Origin of the sequence: Bacillus sp. RC252 (genome assembly GCF_044909215.1) — a bacterium.
In the GTDB taxonomy this organism is placed as follows: domain Bacteria; phylum Bacillota; class Bacilli; order Bacillales; family Bacillaceae_G; genus Bacillus_A; species Bacillus_A mycoides.
In genome coordinates this window covers 73,083-95,129 of sequence record NZ_JBIYDV010000022.1, presented here as the reverse complement: position 1 = coordinate 95,129, position 22,047 = coordinate 73,083, and the positions used below count along the sequence as shown (strand labels likewise).

At 35.0% G+C, this 22,047-nt stretch carries 18 protein-coding genes and 3 pseudogenes; 16 read left to right on the top strand and 5 right to left on the bottom strand.

Features of this window, described 5'->3' with window-relative positions; genetic code table 11:
• Positions 1-109: 109 nt before the first annotated feature.
• The gene (locus ABH960_RS24865; protein ID WP_404449034.1) at positions 110-1,507 is read right to left on the bottom strand and encodes an amino acid permease; all 1,398 of its coding nucleotides are present in this window, start codon (positions 1,505-1,507) and stop codon (positions 110-112) included.
• Positions 1,508-1,955: 448 nt separating this feature from the next.
• Between ABH960_RS24865 and treR the strand changes: the two genes are divergently transcribed.
• From treR to treC, 3 genes are all read left to right on the top strand, one after another.
• The gene (gene treR, locus ABH960_RS24860) at positions 1,956-2,666 is read left to right on the top strand and encodes a trehalose operon repressor (protein WP_002063767.1); all 711 of its coding nucleotides are present in this window, start codon (positions 1,956-1,958) and stop codon (positions 2,664-2,666) included.
• 141 nt (positions 2,667-2,807) lie between these two features.
• Positions 2,808-4,235 carry a PTS system trehalose-specific EIIBC component gene (treP, locus tag ABH960_RS24855; RefSeq protein WP_002063769.1) on the top strand — a complete coding sequence of 476 codons (1,428 nt, stop codon included), beginning with the start codon at positions 2,808-2,810 and terminating at the stop codon, positions 4,233-4,235.
• A gap of 13 nt (positions 4,236-4,248) precedes the next feature.
• Positions 4,249-5,910 (top strand): alpha,alpha-phosphotrehalase, encoded by a 1,662-nt coding sequence (gene treC / locus ABH960_RS24850; protein WP_002188285.1) that lies wholly within the window; start codon positions 4,249-4,251, stop codon positions 5,908-5,910.
• 31 nt (positions 5,911-5,941) lie between these two features.
• Here the strand turns inward: treC and gerKC are convergent, their stop codons facing one another.
• The 3 genes from gerKC to gerKA are packed head-to-tail and all read right to left on the bottom strand — an operon-like array spanning position 5,942 to position 9,636.
• Complete coding sequence (gene gerKC / locus ABH960_RS24845) at positions 5,942-7,066, bottom strand: spore germination protein GerKC (protein WP_088038493.1); 1,125 nt, start codon at positions 7,064-7,066, stop codon at positions 5,942-5,944.
• The gene (locus ABH960_RS24840) at positions 7,047-8,153 is read right to left on the bottom strand and encodes a GerAB/ArcD/ProY family transporter (RefSeq protein ID WP_000185782.1); all 1,107 of its coding nucleotides are present in this window, start codon (positions 8,151-8,153) and stop codon (positions 7,047-7,049) included. The genes gerKC and ABH960_RS24840 overlap by 20 nt, the downstream gene beginning before the upstream one ends.
• Positions 8,134-9,636 carry a spore germination protein GerKA gene (gene gerKA, locus ABH960_RS24835; RefSeq protein WP_113937900.1) on the bottom strand — a complete coding sequence of 501 codons (1,503 nt, stop codon included), beginning with the start codon at positions 9,634-9,636 and terminating at the stop codon, positions 8,134-8,136. Before gerKA ends, ABH960_RS24840 begins: the two co-directional genes overlap by 20 nt.
• A 151-nt stretch (positions 9,637-9,787) precedes the next feature.
• Between gerKA and ABH960_RS24830 the strand changes: the two genes are divergently transcribed.
• From ABH960_RS24830 to ABH960_RS24770, 13 genes and pseudogenes are all read left to right on the top strand, one after another.
• Positions 9,788-10,474, top strand: a complete 687-nt coding sequence (locus tag ABH960_RS24830; protein ID WP_113937901.1) for a CPBP family intramembrane glutamic endopeptidase — start codon at positions 9,788-9,790, stop codon at positions 10,472-10,474.
• Positions 10,475-10,497: 23 nt separating this feature from the next.
• The gene (locus ABH960_RS24825) at positions 10,498-11,469 is read left to right on the top strand and encodes a phosphotransferase enzyme family protein (RefSeq protein WP_404449030.1); all 972 of its coding nucleotides are present in this window, start codon (positions 10,498-10,500) and stop codon (positions 11,467-11,469) included.
• A 159-nt stretch (positions 11,470-11,628) separates the two neighbouring features.
• Complete coding sequence (locus tag ABH960_RS24820; RefSeq protein WP_002010512.1) at positions 11,629-13,089, top strand: alanine/glycine:cation symporter family protein; 1,461 nt, start codon at positions 11,629-11,631, stop codon at positions 13,087-13,089.
• A gap of 10 nt (positions 13,090-13,099) precedes the next feature.
• Positions 13,100-13,954, top strand: a complete 855-nt coding sequence (locus ABH960_RS24815) for an amino acid ABC transporter ATP-binding protein (protein ID WP_309473018.1) — start codon at positions 13,100-13,102, stop codon at positions 13,952-13,954.
• 12 nt (positions 13,955-13,966) lie between these two features.
• Positions 13,967-14,797, top strand: a complete 831-nt coding sequence (gene glnH, locus ABH960_RS24810) for a glutamine ABC transporter substrate-binding protein GlnH (RefSeq protein ID WP_002125212.1) — start codon at positions 13,967-13,969, stop codon at positions 14,795-14,797.
• An 87-nt stretch (positions 14,798-14,884) separates the two neighbouring features.
• Positions 14,885-15,541 carry an amino acid ABC transporter permease gene (locus ABH960_RS24805; protein ID WP_002090963.1) on the top strand — a complete coding sequence of 219 codons (657 nt, stop codon included), beginning with the start codon at positions 14,885-14,887 and terminating at the stop codon, positions 15,539-15,541.
• A complete protein-coding gene (locus tag ABH960_RS24800) occupies positions 15,542-16,186 on the top strand; it encodes an amino acid ABC transporter permease (protein WP_002134376.1) in 645 nt (214 codons plus the stop codon).
• Positions 16,187-16,391: 205 nt separating this feature from the next.
• Positions 16,392-17,819, top strand: coding sequence for an amino acid permease (locus tag ABH960_RS24795; RefSeq protein ID WP_002010506.1), 1,428 nt, complete (start codon positions 16,392-16,394; stop codon positions 17,817-17,819).
• The gene (locus ABH960_RS24790; protein ID WP_000778855.1) at positions 17,794-18,171 is read left to right on the top strand and encodes an OsmC family protein; all 378 of its coding nucleotides are present in this window, start codon (positions 17,794-17,796) and stop codon (positions 18,169-18,171) included. The genes ABH960_RS24795 and ABH960_RS24790 overlap by 26 nt, the downstream gene beginning before the upstream one ends.
• Positions 18,172-18,233: 62 nt before the next feature.
• Positions 18,234-18,482 (top strand): annotated as a pseudogene (locus ABH960_RS24785) (HIT family protein); the annotation flags it as partial.
• A gap of 154 nt (positions 18,483-18,636) precedes the next feature.
• Positions 18,637-18,822, top strand: a pseudogene (locus tag ABH960_RS24780) (HIT family protein); the annotation flags it as partial.
• Between the two features lie 179 nt (positions 18,823-19,001).
• Positions 19,002-19,559 (top strand): RNA polymerase sigma factor, encoded by a 558-nt coding sequence (locus tag ABH960_RS24775; RefSeq protein WP_404449025.1) that lies wholly within the window; start codon positions 19,002-19,004, stop codon positions 19,557-19,559.
• A pseudogene (locus ABH960_RS24770) lies at positions 19,525-20,957 on the top strand (anti-sigma factor). The gene ABH960_RS24775 and the pseudogene ABH960_RS24770 overlap by 35 nt, the downstream one beginning before the upstream one ends.
• A gap of 33 nt (positions 20,958-20,990) precedes the next feature.
• Here the strand turns inward: ABH960_RS24770 and ABH960_RS24765 are convergent.
• Entirely contained in the window at positions 20,991-21,986 is a 996-nt protein-coding gene (locus ABH960_RS24765; RefSeq protein WP_404449023.1) for a helix-turn-helix transcriptional regulator, read from the bottom strand.
• Positions 21,987-22,047 lie beyond the last annotated feature (61 nt).

Sequence of the window (22,047 nt, the reverse complement as noted above, 5' to 3'; positions counted from 1 at the left end):
GAACTTTCTCCGATCCCAATTTTCTCTCATTATACAAGAAATACCCTATAGAATAGACTTTTTTTTCAGTGTCTATTCTATAGGGTACATTTTAAAAAGCTTCTCTTTTTTATTGTTTTTTTTGTGAATCTTTCATTAAAACTGGATAAAGAAGAAGACCTAATACAAACAAACCAATGCCTAAGAAGAATGTTTTTAAATCAGCAGTTCCCGTTTTAATAACCCATAAGGAATATAAAAATGCTAATGCAGTAATGATCCCATCTTTTACTCGAGATCCAGGCATTATATCATACGTTTCCCCCGTAATAACTAATTTTAACTGGTACAAGGTAGAAACAAGGTACGGGATTAAAAATGCTAATGTCGCTACAACAATAGCGAAATTATATGCTTCTGAAACAGTACCAGAAATCGTCGAAAATAAGAAAATTTGTGTCATCACATTTGTAATAAATAATGATTTTGAAGGACTTCCTTTTTTATTCGTTTTTCCGAAAACCTTAGGGAAAAGTCCTTTTTTTGCTGCTTGGTAAGGTACTTCTGAGCTAACAACGATCCAGCCTACAGTAGATCCAAATAAAGATACGAGCGCAAGTAGTGCCATTATATAAGCACCTTTAGTACCAATTGCTAAATTTAAAGCATCTACTAATGGCTTTTGAGACTCTTTTAAAGCATCTTGCGAGAGAGCGCCCATTGTGAGTAGAGTAATTGCCATGTAAATAAGAAGAGCGATAATTAATCCGAAAATCGTAGCTTTCTTAACATCGCGCTGAGATTTTGCGCGGTTAGAGAGCATAACTGCTGACTCAATACCGATAAATGCCCAAAGTGTTGCGATAGCTGCTGAATTTATTTGTCCCCCCAACGAAATAGGTTGTCCAGCTTCATTCATAAATGTTTGACCGTCCCCGAAATTAGAGGCATTAAAAATAAATAATGTAATAACAATAAACATTGTAAATCCGATAATCTTTGCAATGGTAGCAAGAAGGTTCATATTTCCGGCTCTATCAATATTTTGAGACAGAATATATTGAATCCCCCATAACATAAGGCTACATACCATGAAAGTTAATCCTTTTCCGAGCTCTAGTGAAAATCCATTTATTGAAAAGAGAATTTGCTTACTTTGTAAAACAGGAAAGAAGGTTGATAAATATCCTGCAAAGGAAATAATTACAGATGCTGTAGCAGCCCAATTAGCAGCCCAGTACCCCCAAGCCATACTATATCCTGCAACTTTACCTGCTTTTTGGGAAGTAAACATTGCTTGGGCGTAACTTTGTGGTCCTGCTGTTAATTCTGGTTTACGAATTGCTAAATTACCAAATACGAGAGCGATCATAAATACACCCAGTCCTGTAATGCTCCATGCAAGTGTAGATCCCATTGGACCTGATACTTGCGCTAAGTTTGCTGGAAGCATAAATACACCGCCACCAACCATATTCCCGATAACAAAAGCTATTAAAATCCATAATCCCCATTTTTTCGTTTCCATTTTTGTTAACTCCTTTGTAGTAAGTTTTGCTTAAACATCATTTTTTACTAGCATTTTTGGCAATAAAAAAAGAGCCATGTAGATAAAAAATACCTACATGGCTCTTTGCCAAAGCGTAGGTACAACGGGAATAACCCTTGTACCTACGCGTAATTTTTCCGCTAGGTTTCAAGGGTTAAGTATGATGATGATGTTTTTGTGCAAATGTAACTACAGTTGTATAAGTAAGCATAGTTCTTTGCTCCCTTTCTCCTCTGATTTTGAAGTTAGTATACTATATGTTTTTTTGAATGAAAAGAAAAATATTAAAAAATTTATAAAAATACGTTTTAGGGACTAAATATTTACCTATAGTTTTCTTGTACTGGAAAATAAGTGAGAGATTGGCAGAAGAGTATAGCGTGGTATAATACATATAGAATTAGAAGGTGACAAGGGGCTATTGTAGATGATGAGTAAGTATGAACAAATTTATACAGAAATCAGCAAGTCTATTGATAATAAACAATTAAAAGAAGGATGCAAAATTCCATCAGAAACGGAATTAATGAAGCAGTACGAGGCAAGCCGGGGTACTGTAAGAAAAGCTGTAGATTTATTGCAAGAGCGTGGATATGTTCAAAAAATACACGGAAAAGGTGTTTTTGTATTAAAGCGCAAAAACATTGAATTTAACTTTGGTGGTATTGTAAGTTTTCAAGAAGAAAATGAACGTTTAGGACGTTACTGTATTACAGAAGTCGTGGAAATAGAGAAAATGAAAGCGACGAAAGATGTAGCAAAGTTATTAAATGTGAAAGAAAAAACGGAAATAGATCATATTAAACGCGTACGAAATATTGATGGAGAAAAAGTAATTTTAGATATAAACCATTTTGTATCGGAATATATTCCAGGATTAACGAGAGAAATTGCAACTGCATCGATTTATAAATACATCGAAAAAGAATTAGGACTACATATTAGCTATTCACAGAGGGTAATTGAAGTACAGCCATGTACAGATGATGACCGAAAGTATTTAGATTTAAATGGAACAGACTATGTTGTCGTTGTAAAAAACTTTACTCATTTATACGATGGGAGTCAGTTCGAATATACGGAATCACGTCACCGCTTAGATATTTTTCACTTTTCGGATGTGGCGCGAAGAAAATAAAGAGATGGAGCGAAATAATCGTTCCATCTCTTTATTTATAAAAAAATCATCAACTTATATATACGAGTGTTGACTAACTTATATATACGAGTTAATATGTAAGTGTAAACGGTATCAAAAAAAGAAAAGAGGGACGGGAATATGGGGAAAGACTATCGTAAAACAGCAGAAGAAGTGTTGCAGTATATTGGTGGGAAAGACAATATTGAACAAGCTGCGCACTGTGTAACGAGGCTACGTATCGCTTTAAAAGATGAAAATAAAATAGATAATGATAAATTACAGTCTGTTTCATTAGTAAAGGGAGCGTTTCATAACGCTGGGGTATTTCAAATTGTAATTGGTCCAGGTGATGTCGATCGAGTATACGCTGAATTGATAACGCTTGCAGGTATGGAAGAATCGACAGTAGCTGACGTAAAAGGTTCAGGGGATAAAAAATTAAATCCAGTTCAAAAGTTTGTAAAAGTATTTTCAGATGTATTTATGCCGATTTTGCCAGCAATTATTACGGCAGGTTTACTAATGGGGATTAATAATCTGTTAGGGGCAAAGGACTTATTTTTTGATGGGAAAAATTTATTAGAAGTATATCCGAACTTAGGTGGGCTTTGGGATTTAATTAATATGATGGCCAATACAGCATTCGTATTCTTACCGGCACTTGTTGGTTGGTCAGCAACGAAGCGCTTTGGTGGTAGTCCAATACTAGGGATTGTTATGGGATTAATGCTTGTGCATCCGGCCTTATTAAACGCGTGGGATTATGGAAAAGCAGCGACTGGTTTAGAGGGACAAAAGATTGAGTACTTCGATATTTTAGGGCTATTCCAAATTGAAAAGGTAGGGTATCAAGGTCAAATTTTACCCATTTTAGTAGCAGCATTCGTATTAAGTAAAGTTGAAATCTTCTTAAAGAAACATGTGCCAAACGCAATTCAATTATTAGTTGTACCAATTACAACAATCGTTGTAACAGGTGTATTAGCGTTAGGAATTATCGGTCCAGTTACACGTCATATTGGCGATTTATTAACGGCTGGATTAGTTGGCGTATATGAAACGGTACCAGTACTTGGAGCAGTATTATTTGGAGCATTATATGCACCGCTCGTAATTACAGGAATGCATCATATGTTTATTGCAATTGATTTGCAGCTAATTGCACAGCACGGCGGTACATTTATTTGGCCGATGATTGCTCTTTCTAACATTGCACAAGGTAGTGCGGCACTAGCGATGTTCTGGATTTCTAAAAATCAAAATGATAAAAGTATGGCATCAACATCAGCAATCTCAGCGTACTTCGGTATTACAGAGCCAGCGATGTTCGGTGTGAATTTAAGAAATAAATTCCCGTTCTATGCAGCGATTATTGGGTCTGCTATAGCAGCGATATTTATTACATTAAATGGTGTATTAGCACCAGCAATCGGAATTGGCGGATTGCCAGCATTTATTTCTATCATTCCGAAATCGATTCCAATGTTTATTGTAGGGATGATAATCGCAGTAGTAATTCCATTTACATTAACATGGTTATTTGCGAAACGAGTAAAACAGAAGTAGGAGGAAATTAAGCATGAAAGATTGGCATAAAAGTGTAGTCTATCAAATTTATCCGAAGAGCTTTAATAGTTACTATAATAAAGAAACCGGTGATATAAAGGGAGTTACAGAGAAATTAGATTATTTAAAGGAACTTGGAGTGGATTATATTTGGTTAACACCTATATACCGATCACCACAAAATGACAATGGATACGATGTAAGTGATTATTACAGCATTGATCCATCTTACGGGACGATGGAAGAGTTTGAAGAGCTTTTAAAAGAAGCGAAAGTACGTGACATTGAAATCATGCTTGATATCGTTGTAAATCATAGTTCAACGGAGCATAAGTGGTTTAAAGAAGCAAAAGAAGATAAGAATAGTCCGTATCGAAATTATTATATTTGGCGTGATGAAAAGAATAATTGGCAGTCTAAATTTGGAGGATCTGCTTGGAAATATGATGAGAAAACAGGGCAATATTTTTTACATCTATTTGATGAGACGCAAGCTGATTTAAACTGGGAAAATGAAAAGCTTCGTGAAGAAGTGTACGATATGATGCGCTTTTGGTTGGAGAAAGGTGTAAAAGGATTCCGCCTTGATGTTATTAACTTAATTTCAAAAGATCAAAGATTTTTAAGTGATGAAGGCACCACTGCTACAAGTGATGGGCGTAAATATTACACAGATGGTCCACGCGTCCATGAATATTTACAAGAGATGAGCCAAAATGTTTTTGAAGGGAAAGATGTAATTACAGTTGGAGAAATGTCATCTACGACAATTGATAATTGTATTAAATATTCGAATCCTGAGCGCAATGAACTAAGCATGACGTTTAGTTTCCATCATTTAAAAGTAGATTATCCGAATGGTGATAAGTGGACGAAAGCTGATTTTGATTTCATTAAATTAAAAGAAATTATGTCTAATTGGCAAATTGAAATGCAAAAGGGCGGAGGATGGAATGCGTTATTCTGGTGTAATCATGACCAGCCTCGTATCGTTTCACGGTTTGGTGATGATGAGAAGTACCGAAATGAATCTGCGAAAATGTTAGCGACAGCTATGCATATGTTGCAAGGAACGCCTTACATTTACCAAGGTGAAGAAATCGGTATGACGAATCCTAAATTCGAGTCCATCGAGCAATATCGTGATGTAGAGTCGTTAAATATATATGATATAAAGCTAGAAGAAGGATTATCAAAAAAAGAGATTATCGGGATTTTAAAACAAAAATCTCGTGACAATTCCCGTACTCCGATGCAGTGGAATGAAGAGGTGAACAGTGGTTTTACAACAAGTACACCTTGGATTTCTGTGGCTGAAAATTTTAAAGAAATAAACGTAGAGAAGGCATTAGAAGATAGAGAATCTGTATTTTATCATTATAAAAAGCTAATTGAACTTAGAAAAAAATACGATGTCCTTACAGAAGGGAAATATGCTATTTTAGATGGAAATCATCCTAGCATTTGGGCGTATACACGTACTGTAAATAATGAAGTATTACTTGTTATAAATAACTTCTATGGAGAAGAAATAACGTATTCTGTACCAGTTCATGTTCAATTAGATGGTATGAAACAAGAAGTATTATTATCAAATTACAAAGATTCAAGTAAAGATATTACCAATCTTAACTTAAGACCGTATGAGTCAATTGTATATCGTTATATGAAATAAAAGGTTGGATGCCGGCGGGCGTCCAACCTTTTTATTTTAAGACGCCACTATATAAAATCTTTACTTCTACTTCCGGTTTAAATTTTACCTTTGCATAATCTTTATTCCAATTCTTTTTCTTCCATAACTCTGGATGATAAGCGATAAGATTTCTACCTATACCGAAAGCGTCACAATTTGCTTTTTGTAGCTTTTTCGTTATTTGTTTTGCTTCTTTTGTGAGCTGCTTAGATAATTCTTTGTTTAGTTTTTTTCTTTCTCCCATTTTATAAAGATTATCTCTCGGTGCTTCAAGAGCGATTACTTGTAGCTTTAGTTTTAGATGAGCGTAAACATTTCCTTTTTTGTCAGTCGTTATATTCAAGTCTCTTTTTAGTTTCCGATTGCTCACTTCCATTGTTAAATAATCAGATGTCTTCTCTGATTCATCGCTAGTAAGTTTTTGGGTTATACGGGCACTTGTTCCCATTTTTCCGGTTAATAACACGAATAGAACAGATTGTTTCAAAGGTAAATGCCCAGTTAATTTATCGTTGTTAAATAAAGCTAACCCGTTTGTAATTACTTCTTTTCCTTTTATTTTTATAGAAGGGAGGGTAAAGTCTTTACCGGGATCTAACATTTTTGTAGCAGCTGTTTCTAAAGTTTCTTTTGGAAATACACTCATATCTTCTAAGCTTTTCACTTTTTTCTTTAGAAAATCTCCAATTAGTAAATTTCCTACCTTCTTTTTTTCTAGTATCTCGGATGTTTCACCATCTACTGCAATAAGTTTTACTAAAGCAGTTGGGTTTGTTGGGTCCCGAAAGCTGACATCTAAATAGGGGAGTATACCTTTTTTTAGAATTTTGGTTCCTAGTAATTGAACACCATATTTAAAATAGCGAATATTCCCAGTCACATTTTTTTTTAGGGCATCGCTTGTATCCCTTATGTTATGCCCGTTTGCTGAATGTATTTCATTCTCGAATGAAGATTGCTCTCCGCTTGAACTTTTTACGAGTTCAAGCGTTTGCTGAAGTTTATTTTCTTCCGTAATATCATATCCAATGCTATAAGCTAATCTCGCTTCTCTTAATGGTTCTTGATCCCAACAGCCAGAAAGGAATGCACTAGTACATAATATAAAAAGTAATTTAACTCTTTTTTGGAACATACTGTTCTCCTTTCTTATTCCTTATTACTGAATAAAGTAGAAATAAAAGAGGGAGGACAACTATGAAAATATACGTGAACTTATCAGTAAAAGTTGCAATTACTTTTAATTCTTCAGGTGTATCTATAAATAGGGCTACACTAAAAGCAATAATACCAACGATTGGAACAGCCTTTTTATGATTAGCCAGATTGAAGATATGTCCAATTCCTATAGAAGCAGCACAGTAATAACTAGCAATAGAAGCTACAACAGTTATCATCCATATTGGGATGAATAGTAAATCGGTTCGGTCTATAATCCCAATATGCAGAGAACGCAATAAGTAAGCAACTGGCTCTGGAATAAGTTCAACTTGTTTTGGACTAAATACGATAAAGCAAATCCAAACAGTAAAAGTATAAAAAAGAGTTACAAATCCATTAGCGATAGAAATTGCTTTCAGTTTTGCCACAGAACTCCCGTTTACTTTTGGGAAAGCGATAAGAATAATCTCAAAACCATACATAGCTGTAATGGTTTCTTTTGATGCTTGAATAATATTCCACCATCCGGCTTCTGTAATTGGAAAAATGTAAGAAAAATCAGCTCGTGTAAGCCCTAGGGCAATTAAAAGAGCCATTGGTAAAATGAGAATAGAAGCCATGACGTAAAACCGTACGATGACTTTGAACGTATTATAAGCTATGTAACAACAAGCTATTGTAAATAGCATGAGGGTGGCATACCAAGGAGTTGCTTGTAATATCCAAACTTTAATGACATTACAAGCATTTAACATAACCGTCATACCGATAAGGGTAAAATAAAAAACATAAGCAAAACCTAATAGTTTTCCAAACTTATTCCCAAATAGCATACAAACACTTTCATACATATCTGCATCAGGAAATCGTTTTAAGAAAAGCCACATAAGTAAAATAATAAGTTGAATTGCAAGACCAGCGATGAGAGCAGAAATCCATCCGCCACCTTTCGCTATTGGGTGAAGACGGTTTGGTAGAGAAAGTATACCAACTCCGATTTGGCATTGAATAACGAAAAAGGTAAATTGAACAAGTGAAATTTTACTTTGCGTGTTTGTCACCGTTCTCATCCTCTCTCGTTACATGTTGTCGTTGCATTTTTTTCGGTTTTGAATCATGTGGTCGTTCCCAAAATGACCAAATTGGTAGTCGTACAAAAGAGTCTTTCATATCTTTTATCCGCATCGGAGCAACAGGAGAAAGATAGGGGGTATGAAATGAATGTAACTGGCATAAATGAACGAAAGTTATAATGAGACCGAATGATATTCCTACATAGCCGAATATGGCAGCAAGGAGCATTAACGGAAAACGAAGAATCCGAACTGCGGAACTCATATCATTTGATGGAACAAGAAAAGATGAGATTGCAGTTAAAGCTACAACGATAATCATTGTATAAGAAACGAGACCGGCTTTTACAATTGCATCACCAATTACTAAACCACCTACAATACCGATTGTTTGTCCAACTCGGCTTGGCAAGCGAATACCAGCTTCCCGTAATAATTCAAAGATTAATTCCATTAAGAGAGCTTCAAAAATAGGAGGAAGTGGCACTTTTTCTAATGAAGCTTTAATCGTATAAACAAGTTCGAGCGGCAACACATCAGGATGAAAAGCAACTGTTGCGATATATATAGCGGGCAAGAGAAAGGCAATCAAGAAACTGACTAAGCGAATCATTCGGATGAAAGAACCGACAATCCAGCGGTTATTATAATCATCTGGTGATTGATAGAAAGCAAATAACGTAACAGGAACGATAAGTGCAGTTGGATCTCCATCAGATAAAATAGCAACTCGTCCTTCCATTAAATTTGCTGCGACTCTATCTGGGCGCTCTGTATTTAATTGTTGCGGAAAGGGTGAGAAAGACGTATCCTCTATAAATTCTTGTATATATCCTGGAGGCATAAGTGCATCTGTCTTAATCGTTTCTAACCTTCTTTTTACTTCTGTAACTAGATCGTCATTAGCTATGTTTTGCATATAAGCAATTGCCACTTTCGTATGCATTTCTTCACCGAGTGTGAAATATTTAACGACGACATGTGGACTTTTTATGAGTTTACGAATAGAAGCTAAATTGGTTGCTAAATCTTCTACTAAACCAGTATGCGGTCCACGGACAATCCCTTCATTATCAGGTTCTGTTATATCTCTCTTTAAAGATAGAGCTGTTTCGAAAATACAAAAACTGTCGACGTGTTCATGAAAATATAAAGATTTACCTTGTAATAAAAGCTGCACACCATAATTTAAATTTGTTTCTTTTTTCATATTTAATGTGGCAAAAGCTTTATCTAAAGACAGATCCGATCGAGTTAATAATGGTTCAAGAGCTAATTGATGAATTAAATTTGGGTCTGCTAAAGATTCGATATATATAATTGTTCCTTTTCCATTTTGGAAAGGGACATCTAATTTTTTTATATCATCTGAATGACAGAGCTTATTTTCAATGTAATTAATATTTTCCGGAAGTGATGGAAACATATGCTTCGTTTTATTTTTTTGTTGGTTATTGCTTTGCTCTGTCATAAGGCCCACCCTTTTAGAATTGAATTATCACTGTTAATTTTTGCTTTTTATGAAAAAATTATGCTTATATTCTTTTAAAAAAAAGTAGCTTGAAAGTTACGTTACGTCATCTTTTATACTAAAGAAAATAGGATATAGGGGGATGGTGTAGATGACTTTAAAATGTATGTGGGGATGGAAAGAAATTTTATATTTATTTGTTTTCGTATTTCTGATTGTACCAGTAATGATTGAATCTCTTTTTTACGATTATGCTTTAAAAATACTAGGGAACTCATTATATGCTGGAGTATTAATGGGACTTATAATGGCAGTGATATTTACATTTGTAGTTTATCTTTTTTGCATAAAAAGATATAAACTGTCGTGGAAAGATATTGGAATTCGGAAGCTTTCATGGAAAGATTTATGGTGGACATTTGTAGCGGTTATTTGTTTGATTGTAGTGAGTGTTGGAGTATTAATGATAATGGAGAAACTGGGGATTTCTTTCGAAAATAGTAAAACGGAGACGATCCAAAATGATAAATCAATATATGCGTTCTGTATCGCGGTAATTGGAGCAGCAGTTATATCACCAATCTATGAAGAAATTTTATATCGAGGTGTTTTTTATACGTTTTTTCGTGATAGATATGGCATATTGGGCGGGGTGATTATAAGTTCAATAATATTTACCGTTGTTCATATTCCAACATATAACACATTACCGGTGAATTTTTTAAGCGGTGTAGTATTCGCGTGGTTATATGAAAAAACAAATTCTATTTTATCGGCTATGATTGCACACGCACTATTTAATTTCATAGCAGTACTTCTTACATTTATGTCGAATTAAGAAGATATATAGGAGGGATACAAATGGAAATAGCGGTAGAACGTGTTTTTACAAAAGAGATTTTAACAAGAGCAGCAAAGGTATATCATGTAACGGTGGAAGAAAAGCCACTTGGTGATTTTGAAAATTATATTTTTAAGGCGAAGGGTAAAAATAATGAAGGTTACGTATTACGCTTAACCCATTCTTCTCATCGTTCTAAAAAAGAGGTAGAGGCCGAACTAGATTTTTTACGGTATGTTGCGGAGCATGGGGCAAAAGTGGCGGGACCTCGTAATTCAATATCTCAAAACCTTGTAGAAGAAATTGGAGCGGAAGATGGCACTTTCTTTTTTGCGTCTTTATTTACATATGCACAAGGTGAGCAAGTAAAAGGAGAAGAATCGCCTTATTGGGGAGATGCTTACTTTGAAGCGTGGGGAAAAGCGATTGGACAGCTGCACCGCCTTACAATGGATTATCCTAAAACAGACTACCGTGATACGTGGGAAGAGGATGAAAGTAGCATTGTTAATAGATTAGAAGATGAGAAGGTGAAAGGGATTGCCACTGTATTAATGGAGGAAATAAAGGCTCTTCCGGTTAAAAGAGAAACATTCGGGCTTATGCATGGTGATATTCATCCAGGTAACTTTCATTATGATGGAAAAGGGCTAACAATCTTTGATTTTGATGACGCTGCCTATAATTACTTCATTCATGATTTGGCAATGGTTCTTTATTACTCTGTTCTTTTTACACCGTGGACATTGGAGAAAAAGACGGAATTTGCTCGTAAACAGTTACAAGTGTTAAGAAAGGGGTACGAATATGAGCACAGGCTGGCGGATAGTTGGTATGAATCGTTACCGTTATTTTTACGGTTACGTGATATAGGCCTATACGGTACGATTCAAAAGAAATTTAAGGGGAAAGATATGCCAGAGGATTTTCAAAAGTTATCAGATGAGTTGTATGAAAGAATTATAAAGCAAGAGGCAATAGTGAATATATAATACAGAGATAAGGGAACAAAGTATATAAAATAAATATATACTTTGTTTTTTTATACAAAAATATGTTTATTTTATTAAAATAATATTGTTATAGATTCGGTATACACTTATAATTTTATATATATTCTGAATATTCTTTATAAAGAAGGAGGGGGAAAGTTGGAAGCTATCGTAAGTTGGATAAATAATATTGTTTGGAGTCCAGCACTTGTCTATTTATGTTTAGGAGTAGGTCTATATTTCTCCATTCGAACAAGATTTTTACAAGTAAGACATGTAGGAGAAATGGTGAAACTTACATTTCAAGGGGAAAAATCGGATGCGGGTGTTTCTTCGTTCCAAGCTTTAGCACTTTCATTATCAGGGCGCGTTGGAACAGGAAATATTGCAGGTGTTGCAACGGCTGTTGCCTTTGGTGGTCCAGGAGCTGTCTTTTGGATGTGGGCGGTGGCCTTTTTAGGAGCAGGATCGGCTTATGTAGAATCTACATTAGCACAAATATATAAGACGAAACATCAAGGACAATTCCGCGGTGGACCTGCTTATTACATTGAAAAAGGACTAGGTGTTAAATGGTACGCTTTAGTATTCGTTGCAGCGACAATTCTTGCAACAGGAATGCTGCTTCCAGGTGTTCAAGCGAATAGTATTGCTGTAAGTCTAGAAACAGCTTTTGGTATTAATACTTCTGTATCCGGGGCGGTATTAGTAGCGGCATTAGCACTTATTATTTTTGGTGGAGTTAAGCGAATTGTTAACGTAGCGCAAGTTGTAGTACCGTTTATGGCACTTGGCTATATTTTAGTAGCTTGTGTAATTGTAGCTATGAATATTGAAAAATTACCAGACGCTTTCATGTTAATTTTAAAAAGTGCATTTGCATTAGAAGCAGCTTTTGGCGGGATTATTGGTTTAGCAATTTCTTGGGGTGTAAAACGTGGTATTTATTCAAACGAAGCAGGGCAAGGAACTGGGGCCCATGCAGCAGCAGCAGCTGAAGTATCGCATCCAGCTAAACAAGGGTTAGTACAAGCATTTTCCGTTTACATTGATACATTATTTGTTTGTTCAGCAACAGCATTTATGATGATTATTACAGGCATGTATAACGTATTTGATGCAAGCGGAAAAAACTTTATCGTCAATAAATTAAATGGTGCACAGCCAGGTCCTGGTTATACACAGGCAGCAGTAGAATCTGTTTTCCCTGGATTTGGAAACGGTTTCGTAGCAATCTCTTTACTATTCTTCGCATTTACAACAATTATGGCTTATTACTACATTGCAGAAACGAATATAGCTTACTTAAATCGTGATAAAGACCGTCCTTGGATGTCTATCGTACTAAAGTTTGTATTCTTAGGAGTTGTATTCTACGGTTGTGTAAAAACAGCAGAAACAGCATGGGCTTTAGGAGATATTGGTGTAGGAATTATGGCATGGGTTAACATTATTGCGATTCTATTATTACAAAAACCGGCATTGATCGCATTAAAGGATTATGAAAAGCAGAAAAAAGAAGGAAAAGATCCAGTATTCGATCCGCAGAAATTAGGAATTAAAAATGCTGATTTCTGGGAGCATGAATACGGGAAAGACAAGAAAGAAGAAGTATCTTAAGAGAATAGAAATGAAGGAGCAAAGGGAAATCCCTTTGCTCTTTTTTATGGACAAAATGAAGATGAAAGTTATTTTTTTGCCTATTTTTGAATATAAAAAGAATGTACATGCTTTGTTTAGGAGAGGGGGGAGTATGGTGATAGAGTTTCGTAATGTAAATAAATATTATGGTAACTTCCAAGTTTTGAAAAATATTAATGTGCAAGTGAAAAAAGGTGAAGTGGTAGTAGTTGTTGGTCCTTCAGGATCAGGAAAAAGTACATTGCTTCGGTGTATAAATCAGTTAGAGGCGATTACTGATGGAGAGTTAATCGTACAAAATACAGATGTACACAATAAAAAAGCAGATATGAATGAATTACGCCGAAATATTGGTATGGTCTTCCAGCATTTTTACTTATACCCACATAAAACAGTTCTGCAAAATATTACACTAGCACCAATTAAAGTAAATAAAACTTCAAAAGAAGAAGCAGAAAAAACAGCGATGGTTTATTTAGAGAAAGTAGGAATCTCGGAGAAGGCAGGTGTATACCCTCATCAATTATCCGGAGGTCAACAGCAAAGGGTAGCTATTGCTAGAGGGCTCGCGATGCAACCGAAAATTATGCTATTTGATGAGCCTACGTCCGCTCTTGATCCAGAGATGATCGGAGAGGTGCTTGATGTTATGAAAGCGCTGGCTAAAGAAGGAATGACGATGGTCGTCGTCACACATGAGATGGGATTTGCACATGAGGTAGCAGATAGAATTTTATTTATGGATGACGGTCAAATTATCGAAGATACAACACCATCACAATTTTTTGCAAATCCTGAACAAGAAAGAGCACGTCTATTTTTAAGCCGGGTATTAAATCATTAAAGGAGGAATTTCATGCTTAAGATGAAAAAGTTGTTTACCCTAATCGTATTCTCATGTTTATTCGTGTTTATTGTTGCTGGGTGCGGGGGGAAAAAAGACGAGGCGAAAGAAACGAATACGAAGCAAGGCGGAGCTGTTGAACAAATTAAGAAGCGCGGGAAGTTAGTAGTTGGAGTGAAGAATGATACGAATTTATTTGGATTGAAAAACCCTTCAACAGGGCAAGTAGAGGGATTCGATATTGATATCGCGAAGGCACTTGCGAAAAAAATTCTTGGTGATGAAAAGAAACTAGAGCTGAAAGAAGTAACGTCTAAAACACGTATTCCGATGCTGAAAAATGGTGATATTGATGCAATTATTGCGACAATGACAATTACGGAAGAACGCAAAAAAGAAGTAGATTTCTCAGATGTATATTTTAAAGCAGGACAATCGTTACTTGTGAAAAAAGGAAGCAATATTAAGAGCATTGATGATATAAAACAAGGCGTTAAAGTATTAGCTGTAAAAGGATCAACATCTACAAATAACATTCGCCAAAAATCACCAGAAGCAACAGTATTAGAGTTTGAGAATTATAGTGAGGCATTTACAGCGTTAAAAGCAGGTAAAGGCGATGTTTTAACTACAGATAATGCGATTCTTTACGGAATGGCAAAACAAGATTCTAATTATGAAGTTGTAGGGAAAATTTTCACGGATGAACCGTATGGAATTGCAGTACAAAAAGGTGCAGACGATTTAACGAAAGAGATTAATAGTTTATTAAAAGATATGAAAGCGAATGGAGAATACGATAAATTGTATGAAAAATGGATTGGTCAAAAACAAGAGAAGTAAAATGAAACTTTATTTCTCATGATAAATAGTAAGAGTGAGAGGATGAGAGTACTCATCCTCTTCTTGTAAAGAAAGAGGGGAGAATATGTGCCTGATTTTTCTATATTAACGAATAACATTGATATGTATTTAGAAGGATTTAAATATACGGTTATGTCTAGTGTAGTTGCACTAATAGGAAGTTTTGTTTTAGGAATTGTTATGGCAGTGATGCGAATTTCACCTATTCGTATTTTGAATTGGATTGGCTCTGCCTATGTAGAGTTTGTTAGAAATATTCCACTCGTATTAATTGCATTCATTTTCTATTTTGCTTTGCCTGTAATAGGAATTACTTTCAACGGTTTTGTAGCAGGGACAGTTGCGCTTACAGTTTATACAGCGGCTTTTATTGCGGAAGTAATTCGTGCTGGTATTTTATCAGTCGCGAAAGGTCAAATGGAAGCAGCACGTTCTTCAGGATTAACTTATACGCAAGCGATGTATCATGTCGTCTTACCTCAAGCGATGAAAATCGTCATTCCTCCTCTAGGAAATCAATTTCTCAATTTAGTAAAAAACTCTTCAATACTCGGAATTATTGCTGGAACGGATTTAATGTATCAAGGAGACTTAATTTCAACGAAGACGTTCGTTACGTTTGATGTATATATATTTGTCGGGATGTTTTATTTAGTATTAACAATTCCGCTAAGTATGCTAGTGCGTTATTTAGAAAAACGCTTGGCAAAGGAGGCGGTATAAATGGATTTTAAAGGAGCGATAACAGGTGATCATATCCTCTTTTTATTAAAAGGATTACTCATAACGTTAGAGGTAGCGCTCATAGCAATTGTACTTAGCTTTATTATTGGTAGTGTAATAGGAATATTGCGCTATACGAAAATACCTGTCGTCTCACAAATATTAGGCTTTATCGTGGAAGTCATTCGAAATTTACCGCTACTTTTAATTATATTTTTTACGTATTTTGCACTTCCGGAAGCGGGATTGAAGTTAGAAATTATAACAGCTGCAATTGTTGCTTTAACAATATTTGAAGCGGCAATGATATCTGAAATTGTTCGAAGCGGTCTATTATCTATCGAAAAAGGGCAGATTGAGGCTGCAAGGTCTTCTGGATTAACGTATGTGCAAGCGCTTTGGCATATTATTTTGCCGCAAGCATTAAGAAGAATGGTCCCCCCGCTTGTTAGTCAATTTATTTCATTGTTAAAAGATACGTCATTAGCGGTTGTTATATCATTGCCAGAGCTTATGCATAATGCTCAAATTATTAGCGGGCAGAATGTAAATTATATGATTCCGACATTTATACTAGCAGCCTGTATGTATTTTGTTGTAAACTACGGTTTATCAATTTTATCTAGAAGATTAGAAATACGTTAACTCTTACAAAAAAATGTAAGAGTTTTTTCCTTATAAATCCTTTTTTTCCTCAAATTAGTATTGCGAGCTCTTAATATTTGAATTTTTATATTGTTTTATCAGAAAAGTTTTAATTTTATATAGAAATTGTAATCGCTTTCGTGTATATTTTTATTATCAGAAAATTTTAAAAAGAGATAGGGGTACTTGTAGGGGGAGGATTAAGATGCAGCAAACAACGAATGAGCAATTACATCGTACGATGAAGAGTAGACATTTATTTATGATCGCACTAGGTGGTGTAATCGGAACTGGTTTTTTTCTAGGTTCAGGTTACACCATTAATCAGGCTGGACCAGGGGGAGCCATCCTTTCATATTTAGTGGGCGGATTTATTATGTATTTAACAATGCTTTGTCTTGGAGAGCTAACGGTAGCAATGCCAGTTTCAGGATCTTTCCAAAAGTATGCGACGAAGTTTATTGGACCAGGAACTGGATTTATGATCGGTTGGCTATACTGGATTGGATGGGCAGTAACAGTAGGATTAGAATTAACATCGATCGGTTTAATGATGAAAAGATGGTTTCCGAATGTTGATGTTTGGGTATGGTGTCTCGTATTCGGAGTTATTTTATATGCTTCAAATGCAATATCAGCGAAGAGTTATGCTGAATTAGAGTTTTGGTTCTCTAGTATTAAAGTAGTTACAATTATTGCATTCATTTTACTTGGTGGTAGCGCATTACTAGGATTCTTACCATACGATGGAAAAGAAGCAGCGCCTCTTTTCTCTAACTTTGTAAGTGATGGTGGGCTATTCCCAAATGGACTAGCTGCAGTGCTTCTTACGATGATTACAGTTAACTTTTCCTTCCAAGGAACAGAGTTAATCGGGATTGCAGCAGGAGAGAGTCAGAATCCTGAAAAAACAATTCCACGTGCGATTCGTAATACAGTATGGCGCATTATGTTATTCTTCATTTTAACAATGACAATTTTAGTAGGGTTAATTTCTTGGAAAGAAGCAGGGATAATTGAAAGCCCATTCGTAGTTGTATTTGATAAAATCGGTATTCCATATGCAGCTGATATTATGAACTTCGTTATTATTACAGCTCTTCTATCTGTAGCGAACTCAGGGTTATATGCAGCAACGCGTATACTATGGTCACTTGCAAATGAAGGAATGGCACCAGCTTCTTTCAAGAAAGTAAATAAACGTGGTATTCCGATTACAGCGTTAGTCGTAACGATTGCTGTAGCGGCGTTATCTTTATTAACAAGTTTCCTTGCAGAAGATACAGTATATATGTATTTATTATCTATAGCTGGTTTATCGGCTGTTTCAAGTTGGATCATTATTGCTTTATCACAACTTCGCTTTAGAAGTCAGTATTTAAAAGGCGGAGGAAAATTAGAGGACTTAAAGTATAGAACACCACTATACCCGCTTGTTCCAATTTTAGCTTTAATTACAAATAGCATCGTTGTTATTAGTTTAGCGTTTATTCCAGAACAACGAATGGCGTTATATTGTGGTATTCCATTTATCATTTTCTGCTACATATATTATTATATAAATAAGAAACGGCAGAAACCGATGAAAGTGGAGATGGAGACACCAAATGAAACTAACAATCAAACACGATGATATACAGGCGGATTTATCGTATGGTCAATTAGCGATTGGAAAAGAAAACGGATATTCACCGTTACAATTACTCGTGTCTTCTATCGCAGGATGTAGTGCAATTGTCTTCCGAACAATTTTAGAAAAGAAACGTATTACATACGATACGTTTACAATTGAAACTGAAATTGGTAGAAGTGAAGCTTTATCAAAACCAGTTGAAAGTGTTCATTTGCACTATAAAATTAAAGCGCAAAACATTACAGAAGAACAATTAGACAAGGCGCTGCAACTTGCGGTGAAAAATTGTACAATTGTTCAATCTGTAAAGGATAGTATAAAAGTTACAGAAACAATTGAATTAGTAAAGTGAAACATAAAAACGTGAGAATAGGGCGCTCACGTTTTTATGTTTTTGGCAGAGGGGGAAGAATGATGGAATGTTTAGGTTGTAAATTAGCAAATGAAGAAGAAATTATATATAAAGTGTATGAAGATGATTATGTAACTTGTTTTTTAGATCATGCGCCTTTCTATACAGGGCATACTTTAATCGTTCCAAAGCAGCATGTTGTAGAAGTGGATGAATTAGATGATTGTGTAGCAAAAGCGATTATGGATGCTTCTAAGGTTATCGCAAAGGCTATTAAATTACTGTATAAACCAGATGGAATTACAATTTGCCCCGCATTAACGGGGCAGTAAGATCCCCTACCTCAAAATTCAGTGAAAACAAAGAAGTTAGTTGGGAATCCAACTGCCCGTAAAAGCCCGATTGGTTCAACTAATAATCAGTGGGGGATGAACAAAACCCCCACTGATTAAAGTTTCACTTTATCAAAATGGTGGAATCTTTAACGAGTTAACTCATTATCACATGCATGTTGTGCCGAGATATAAAGAGCGTTCGTTTGCTGAGTTTTATACGGTACAACCTGGAGAACAGCAGAATCATAACTTTGAAGAGACAAAGAATTTATTAAAAGAAGCAATAGAGAAAATAATACATAGCGAAAAGGTGTAAGAGGAGTTTTCTTAGGGGGACAGTTAGGGAAATATTAATAAAGAAAAGCCCAATTTCTCAGTTAAAATAGAGAAATTGGGCTTTTCTTTATTCTATTATTTAATTTTATCTATTAAAGAATTCTGCAGTGTCACAAAGTATATCGCTCATTCGTTATATAGAATGAGAGGAGGAATTATATGAAAGTTACAAACAAAGATTACGAAAAGATGGAAGAGCTATATGAGTTGTACGAACAAAAAATTTATTATGTAGCTTATTCTGTTTTAAATAATATTCAGCAGGCTGAAGATGCAGTTCAAGAGACGTTTATTACTCTTTATAAGAATTTGGAAAAGCTGCATAGCTTGAACACTCAAGAGCTTAAACGGTATATTTTGAGGATCGCGAAAAACAAGGCGATTGATAGTTACCGGAAAAACAAACGACATGAAACATTTTTAGAAGAATATCAACGAGAATCAACAGAGGTAGTAGATGAAAATATTGAAGAGTGGGAAAAACGTATAATGTCTGAGGTTCAGATTGATACATTGCTAACAGAATTAAGTGAATCTAACAGACAGGTGTTTAAGTATAAAGTCTTCTATAACTTAACGTATCAAGAGATTTCAAGTGTTATGGGAATAACCGAGGCTAATGCCCGCAAGCAGTTTGAACGCGCTCGAAAACGAGTCCAAAATATTATAGGAGGTATACAACATGACGAATTCAAAGAACTCCAAAAAAATATATGAACTTGCTGAAAAAATTGCTTTAGATGATTTTGATAAACTCGAAGAACAACATGAATTTTCACATACATATACGCGCAAAAAGAAATTGTTTATGGAGGAAATGAAGCTGAAAGATGGACAACCGCAGAAAAAGCGTAAAAAACATCGTATGTTAATCGCTGCTGCTTGCTTATTGATTGGCATGCCGACAACAGTTTTTGGGGCAGTGAAAGTCTATAATATAATTGCTCAAAAACAAAATTACGAAGTAAATGTTTCTTTAACAAATAAGGATTCGAAAAAGAGTGATCAGTGGTATAAGTTGAAGGTTGGTAAATTGCCAGAAAATATGGAAGCAATTGATGACACTGCTATGAAATATTCATTTAAAGATAACTACGCAATGGGTGGATTTTCATTCATTCTTTGGAGAGTAGGAAAAGATTCGAATTTTAAAACACTGTACTCAAAAAGCTACGAAGAGAAAGAGATAAATGGCAAGAAAGCAGTGATTGTCAATAAAGAAAATGGAAACAACAATTTAGCGTTTAACAGAGAGGTCTTTCTCTTTTTTGAGAAAGAGGGGATCATGTTACAAAGTTATATTGGAAACGATATAAACGAAGAACAAATGGTGGATGTGTTAGGGAACATTTCCCTTGAGCCTACGTCAAAAGAAAAGGCATCACATATAACAGATTATGATAAAAAGTATTTTAGCGACGAAAGTAAGCCTAAAAAACTAAGGTGATTCCTTTGAAAAAAGATAGTAAACGACTATTTCATATAGGACAAAAGGTTCCAGTAACGATTATCATGGATAACAGCAAAATTGAATATGTGATAGAAAAAGTTGAAGTTTTTGATTCAATAAAAGATTTTAAGCATGAAAACTTTAATGAAACGGGATTAGAGAGACTAAGCGAGAATCAAGCTTTGGATCAAGTAGGACAATTGATACCATACAGACGGGATGAATATAAACTCGGAAATGGTAAAGATTCAATTGATCAATTAGTAGAGTCAAAATTAATTCATCCTAAATTTGTCTACTTAACAACAACAGTGAAAAATATAGGCAAACAGGCGACAAAAGAAATCTATATGCATCCATCCATACAAGTGCTTAAAAGTAAGGGTAATGTATGGAATTACGCTGAAAGAGATGGAATTGCGGAAAAAAATATTATGACGGGCGAAGTTGATTATTTAGAACCTCACGGAGACGGGAAAAGCTTTTACAATATTGGCAGTATCCGACCGGGACAAACGGTAAAGGTTAACTTAGGTTATTTTGTAGATGAGGATAAGCTAGATTCAATCTTCCTTGATGCTTTCCGTTACAGTGGGTCTAGTGGCATTGAGAATATGAATGAGAAAAATCGTTGGTGGTTCGATATTCGTCAACAGTCAAAATAATAGAAACAAATCGACGAAAAAAGCTGCTTATATTTAGTAGTTTTTTTCGTCTTCATACATATGTAAAACTTCTTTCGCACGTAGACGTAAACCATCTATTAGTTCTTTTGGTTCTAAAACCCGTGCATCTTTTCCAAGCCTATAAAATAAAGGCGTAATAAAATTGACTTCACCTTTATCAATTGTTGAATGTATATATCCCGTTCCATCCTCGTTTACTACAACAAACTCTTCAAGGTAAGGAACGCTTTTACATTGACGCACGCCTTCTGTCGTTAGTAAAACATGTAACTGAGTAGGAATGTTTACTACGTTAGAGTTAGAGGCAAACCATTCTTCTAAATTCATAAACTTATCTTTATTTTCCTCGGTTGATAATATGGAAAGAATACGATCCACGCGATACAGTAATACTTTGTTTCGACTGTAGTCATAGGATGGCAAATACCATAAACCGTCGTGAGCATATACACCGATAGGATGAACATGTTTTGTTTTTATTCCCGATTTAGATTCGTATTGAAAGTGTAAATTTTTATTTTCAATAGCCGCTGTTAACACTTCGTTTAAAAAAGGTGTCTCAATAGCTCTCTTCGGATTCCAAAAAGCGATATAAGAACGTATTTTATCTACTTTAGCTTTCGCATCATTTTGTAGAGAGCTATACAGTTTATGAGTAACGGAATTAATTTCTGTATTAAAAGGCAAGTCTCGGTAGTAGCTTAAAGATTGAAATGCAAAAAAGATGGAGACTGCTTCTTCTTCAGTAAATAAAATAGGTGGAATTACTTTATTCGTTAATACTTTATATCCTCCGTTGCGACCTTGTTCAGCATAAATGGGTAACCCCATATCACTTAAATCTAAAATGTATCTATGAACTGTACGAACGGAAATATTAAATTCATCAGCTATTTCTTGAGCTGTAAATGTTTTTTTCGTAGAAGCAAATATAAGAATGTCTAGTAAACGTTTTGCTTTTGACAAGGATATCACCTTTTTCTTTTTTAACATGACATAAGTTGTCATGTTTTATGGTTAGTATAGTGCTTATAAGATGATTTTATCAATAGAAGCTGTAAGGAGGAAA

What these genes read in the sequence shown, in the direction of transcription:
- treC (WP_002188285.1), top strand. Translation starts at nt 4,249, where the DNA reads ATGAAAGATTGGCATAAAAGTGTAGTCTATCAAATTTATCCGAAGAGC.
- gerKC (WP_088038493.1), bottom strand. Translation starts at nt 7,066, where the DNA reads ATGTTCCAAAAAAGAGTTAAATTACTTTTTATATTATGTACTAGTGCA.
- glnH (WP_002125212.1), top strand. Translation starts at nt 13,967, where the DNA reads ATGCTTAAGATGAAAAAGTTGTTTACCCTAATCGTATTCTCATGTTTA.
- gerKA (WP_113937900.1), bottom strand. Translation starts at nt 9,636, where the DNA reads ATGACAGAGCAAAGCAATAACCAACAAAAAAATAAAACGAAGCATATG.
- ABH960_RS24830 (WP_113937901.1), top strand. Translation starts at nt 9,788, where the DNA reads ATGACTTTAAAATGTATGTGGGGATGGAAAGAAATTTTATATTTATTT.
- ABH960_RS24795 (WP_002010506.1), top strand. Translation starts at nt 16,392, where the DNA reads ATGCAGCAAACAACGAATGAGCAATTACATCGTACGATGAAGAGTAGA.
- treR (WP_002063767.1), top strand. Translation starts at nt 1,956, where the DNA reads ATGATGAGTAAGTATGAACAAATTTATACAGAAATCAGCAAGTCTATT.
- ABH960_RS24775 (WP_404449025.1), top strand. Translation starts at nt 19,002, where the DNA reads ATGAAAGTTACAAACAAAGATTACGAAAAGATGGAAGAGCTATATGAG.
- treP (WP_002063769.1), top strand. Translation starts at nt 2,808, where the DNA reads ATGGGGAAAGACTATCGTAAAACAGCAGAAGAAGTGTTGCAGTATATT.
- ABH960_RS24825 (WP_404449030.1), top strand. Translation starts at nt 10,498, where the DNA reads ATGGAAATAGCGGTAGAACGTGTTTTTACAAAAGAGATTTTAACAAGA.
- ABH960_RS24790 (WP_000778855.1), top strand. Translation starts at nt 17,794, where the DNA reads ATGAAACTAACAATCAAACACGATGATATACAGGCGGATTTATCGTAT.
- ABH960_RS24800 (WP_002134376.1), top strand. Translation starts at nt 15,542, where the DNA reads ATGGATTTTAAAGGAGCGATAACAGGTGATCATATCCTCTTTTTATTA.
- ABH960_RS24815 (WP_309473018.1), top strand. Translation starts at nt 13,100, where the DNA reads ATGAAGGAGCAAAGGGAAATCCCTTTGCTCTTTTTTATGGACAAAATG.
- ABH960_RS24765 (WP_404449023.1), bottom strand. Translation starts at nt 21,986, where the DNA reads ATGACAACTTATGTCATGTTAAAAAAGAAAAAGGTGATATCCTTGTCA.
- ABH960_RS24865 (WP_404449034.1), bottom strand. Translation starts at nt 1,507, where the DNA reads ATGGAAACGAAAAAATGGGGATTATGGATTTTAATAGCTTTTGTTATC.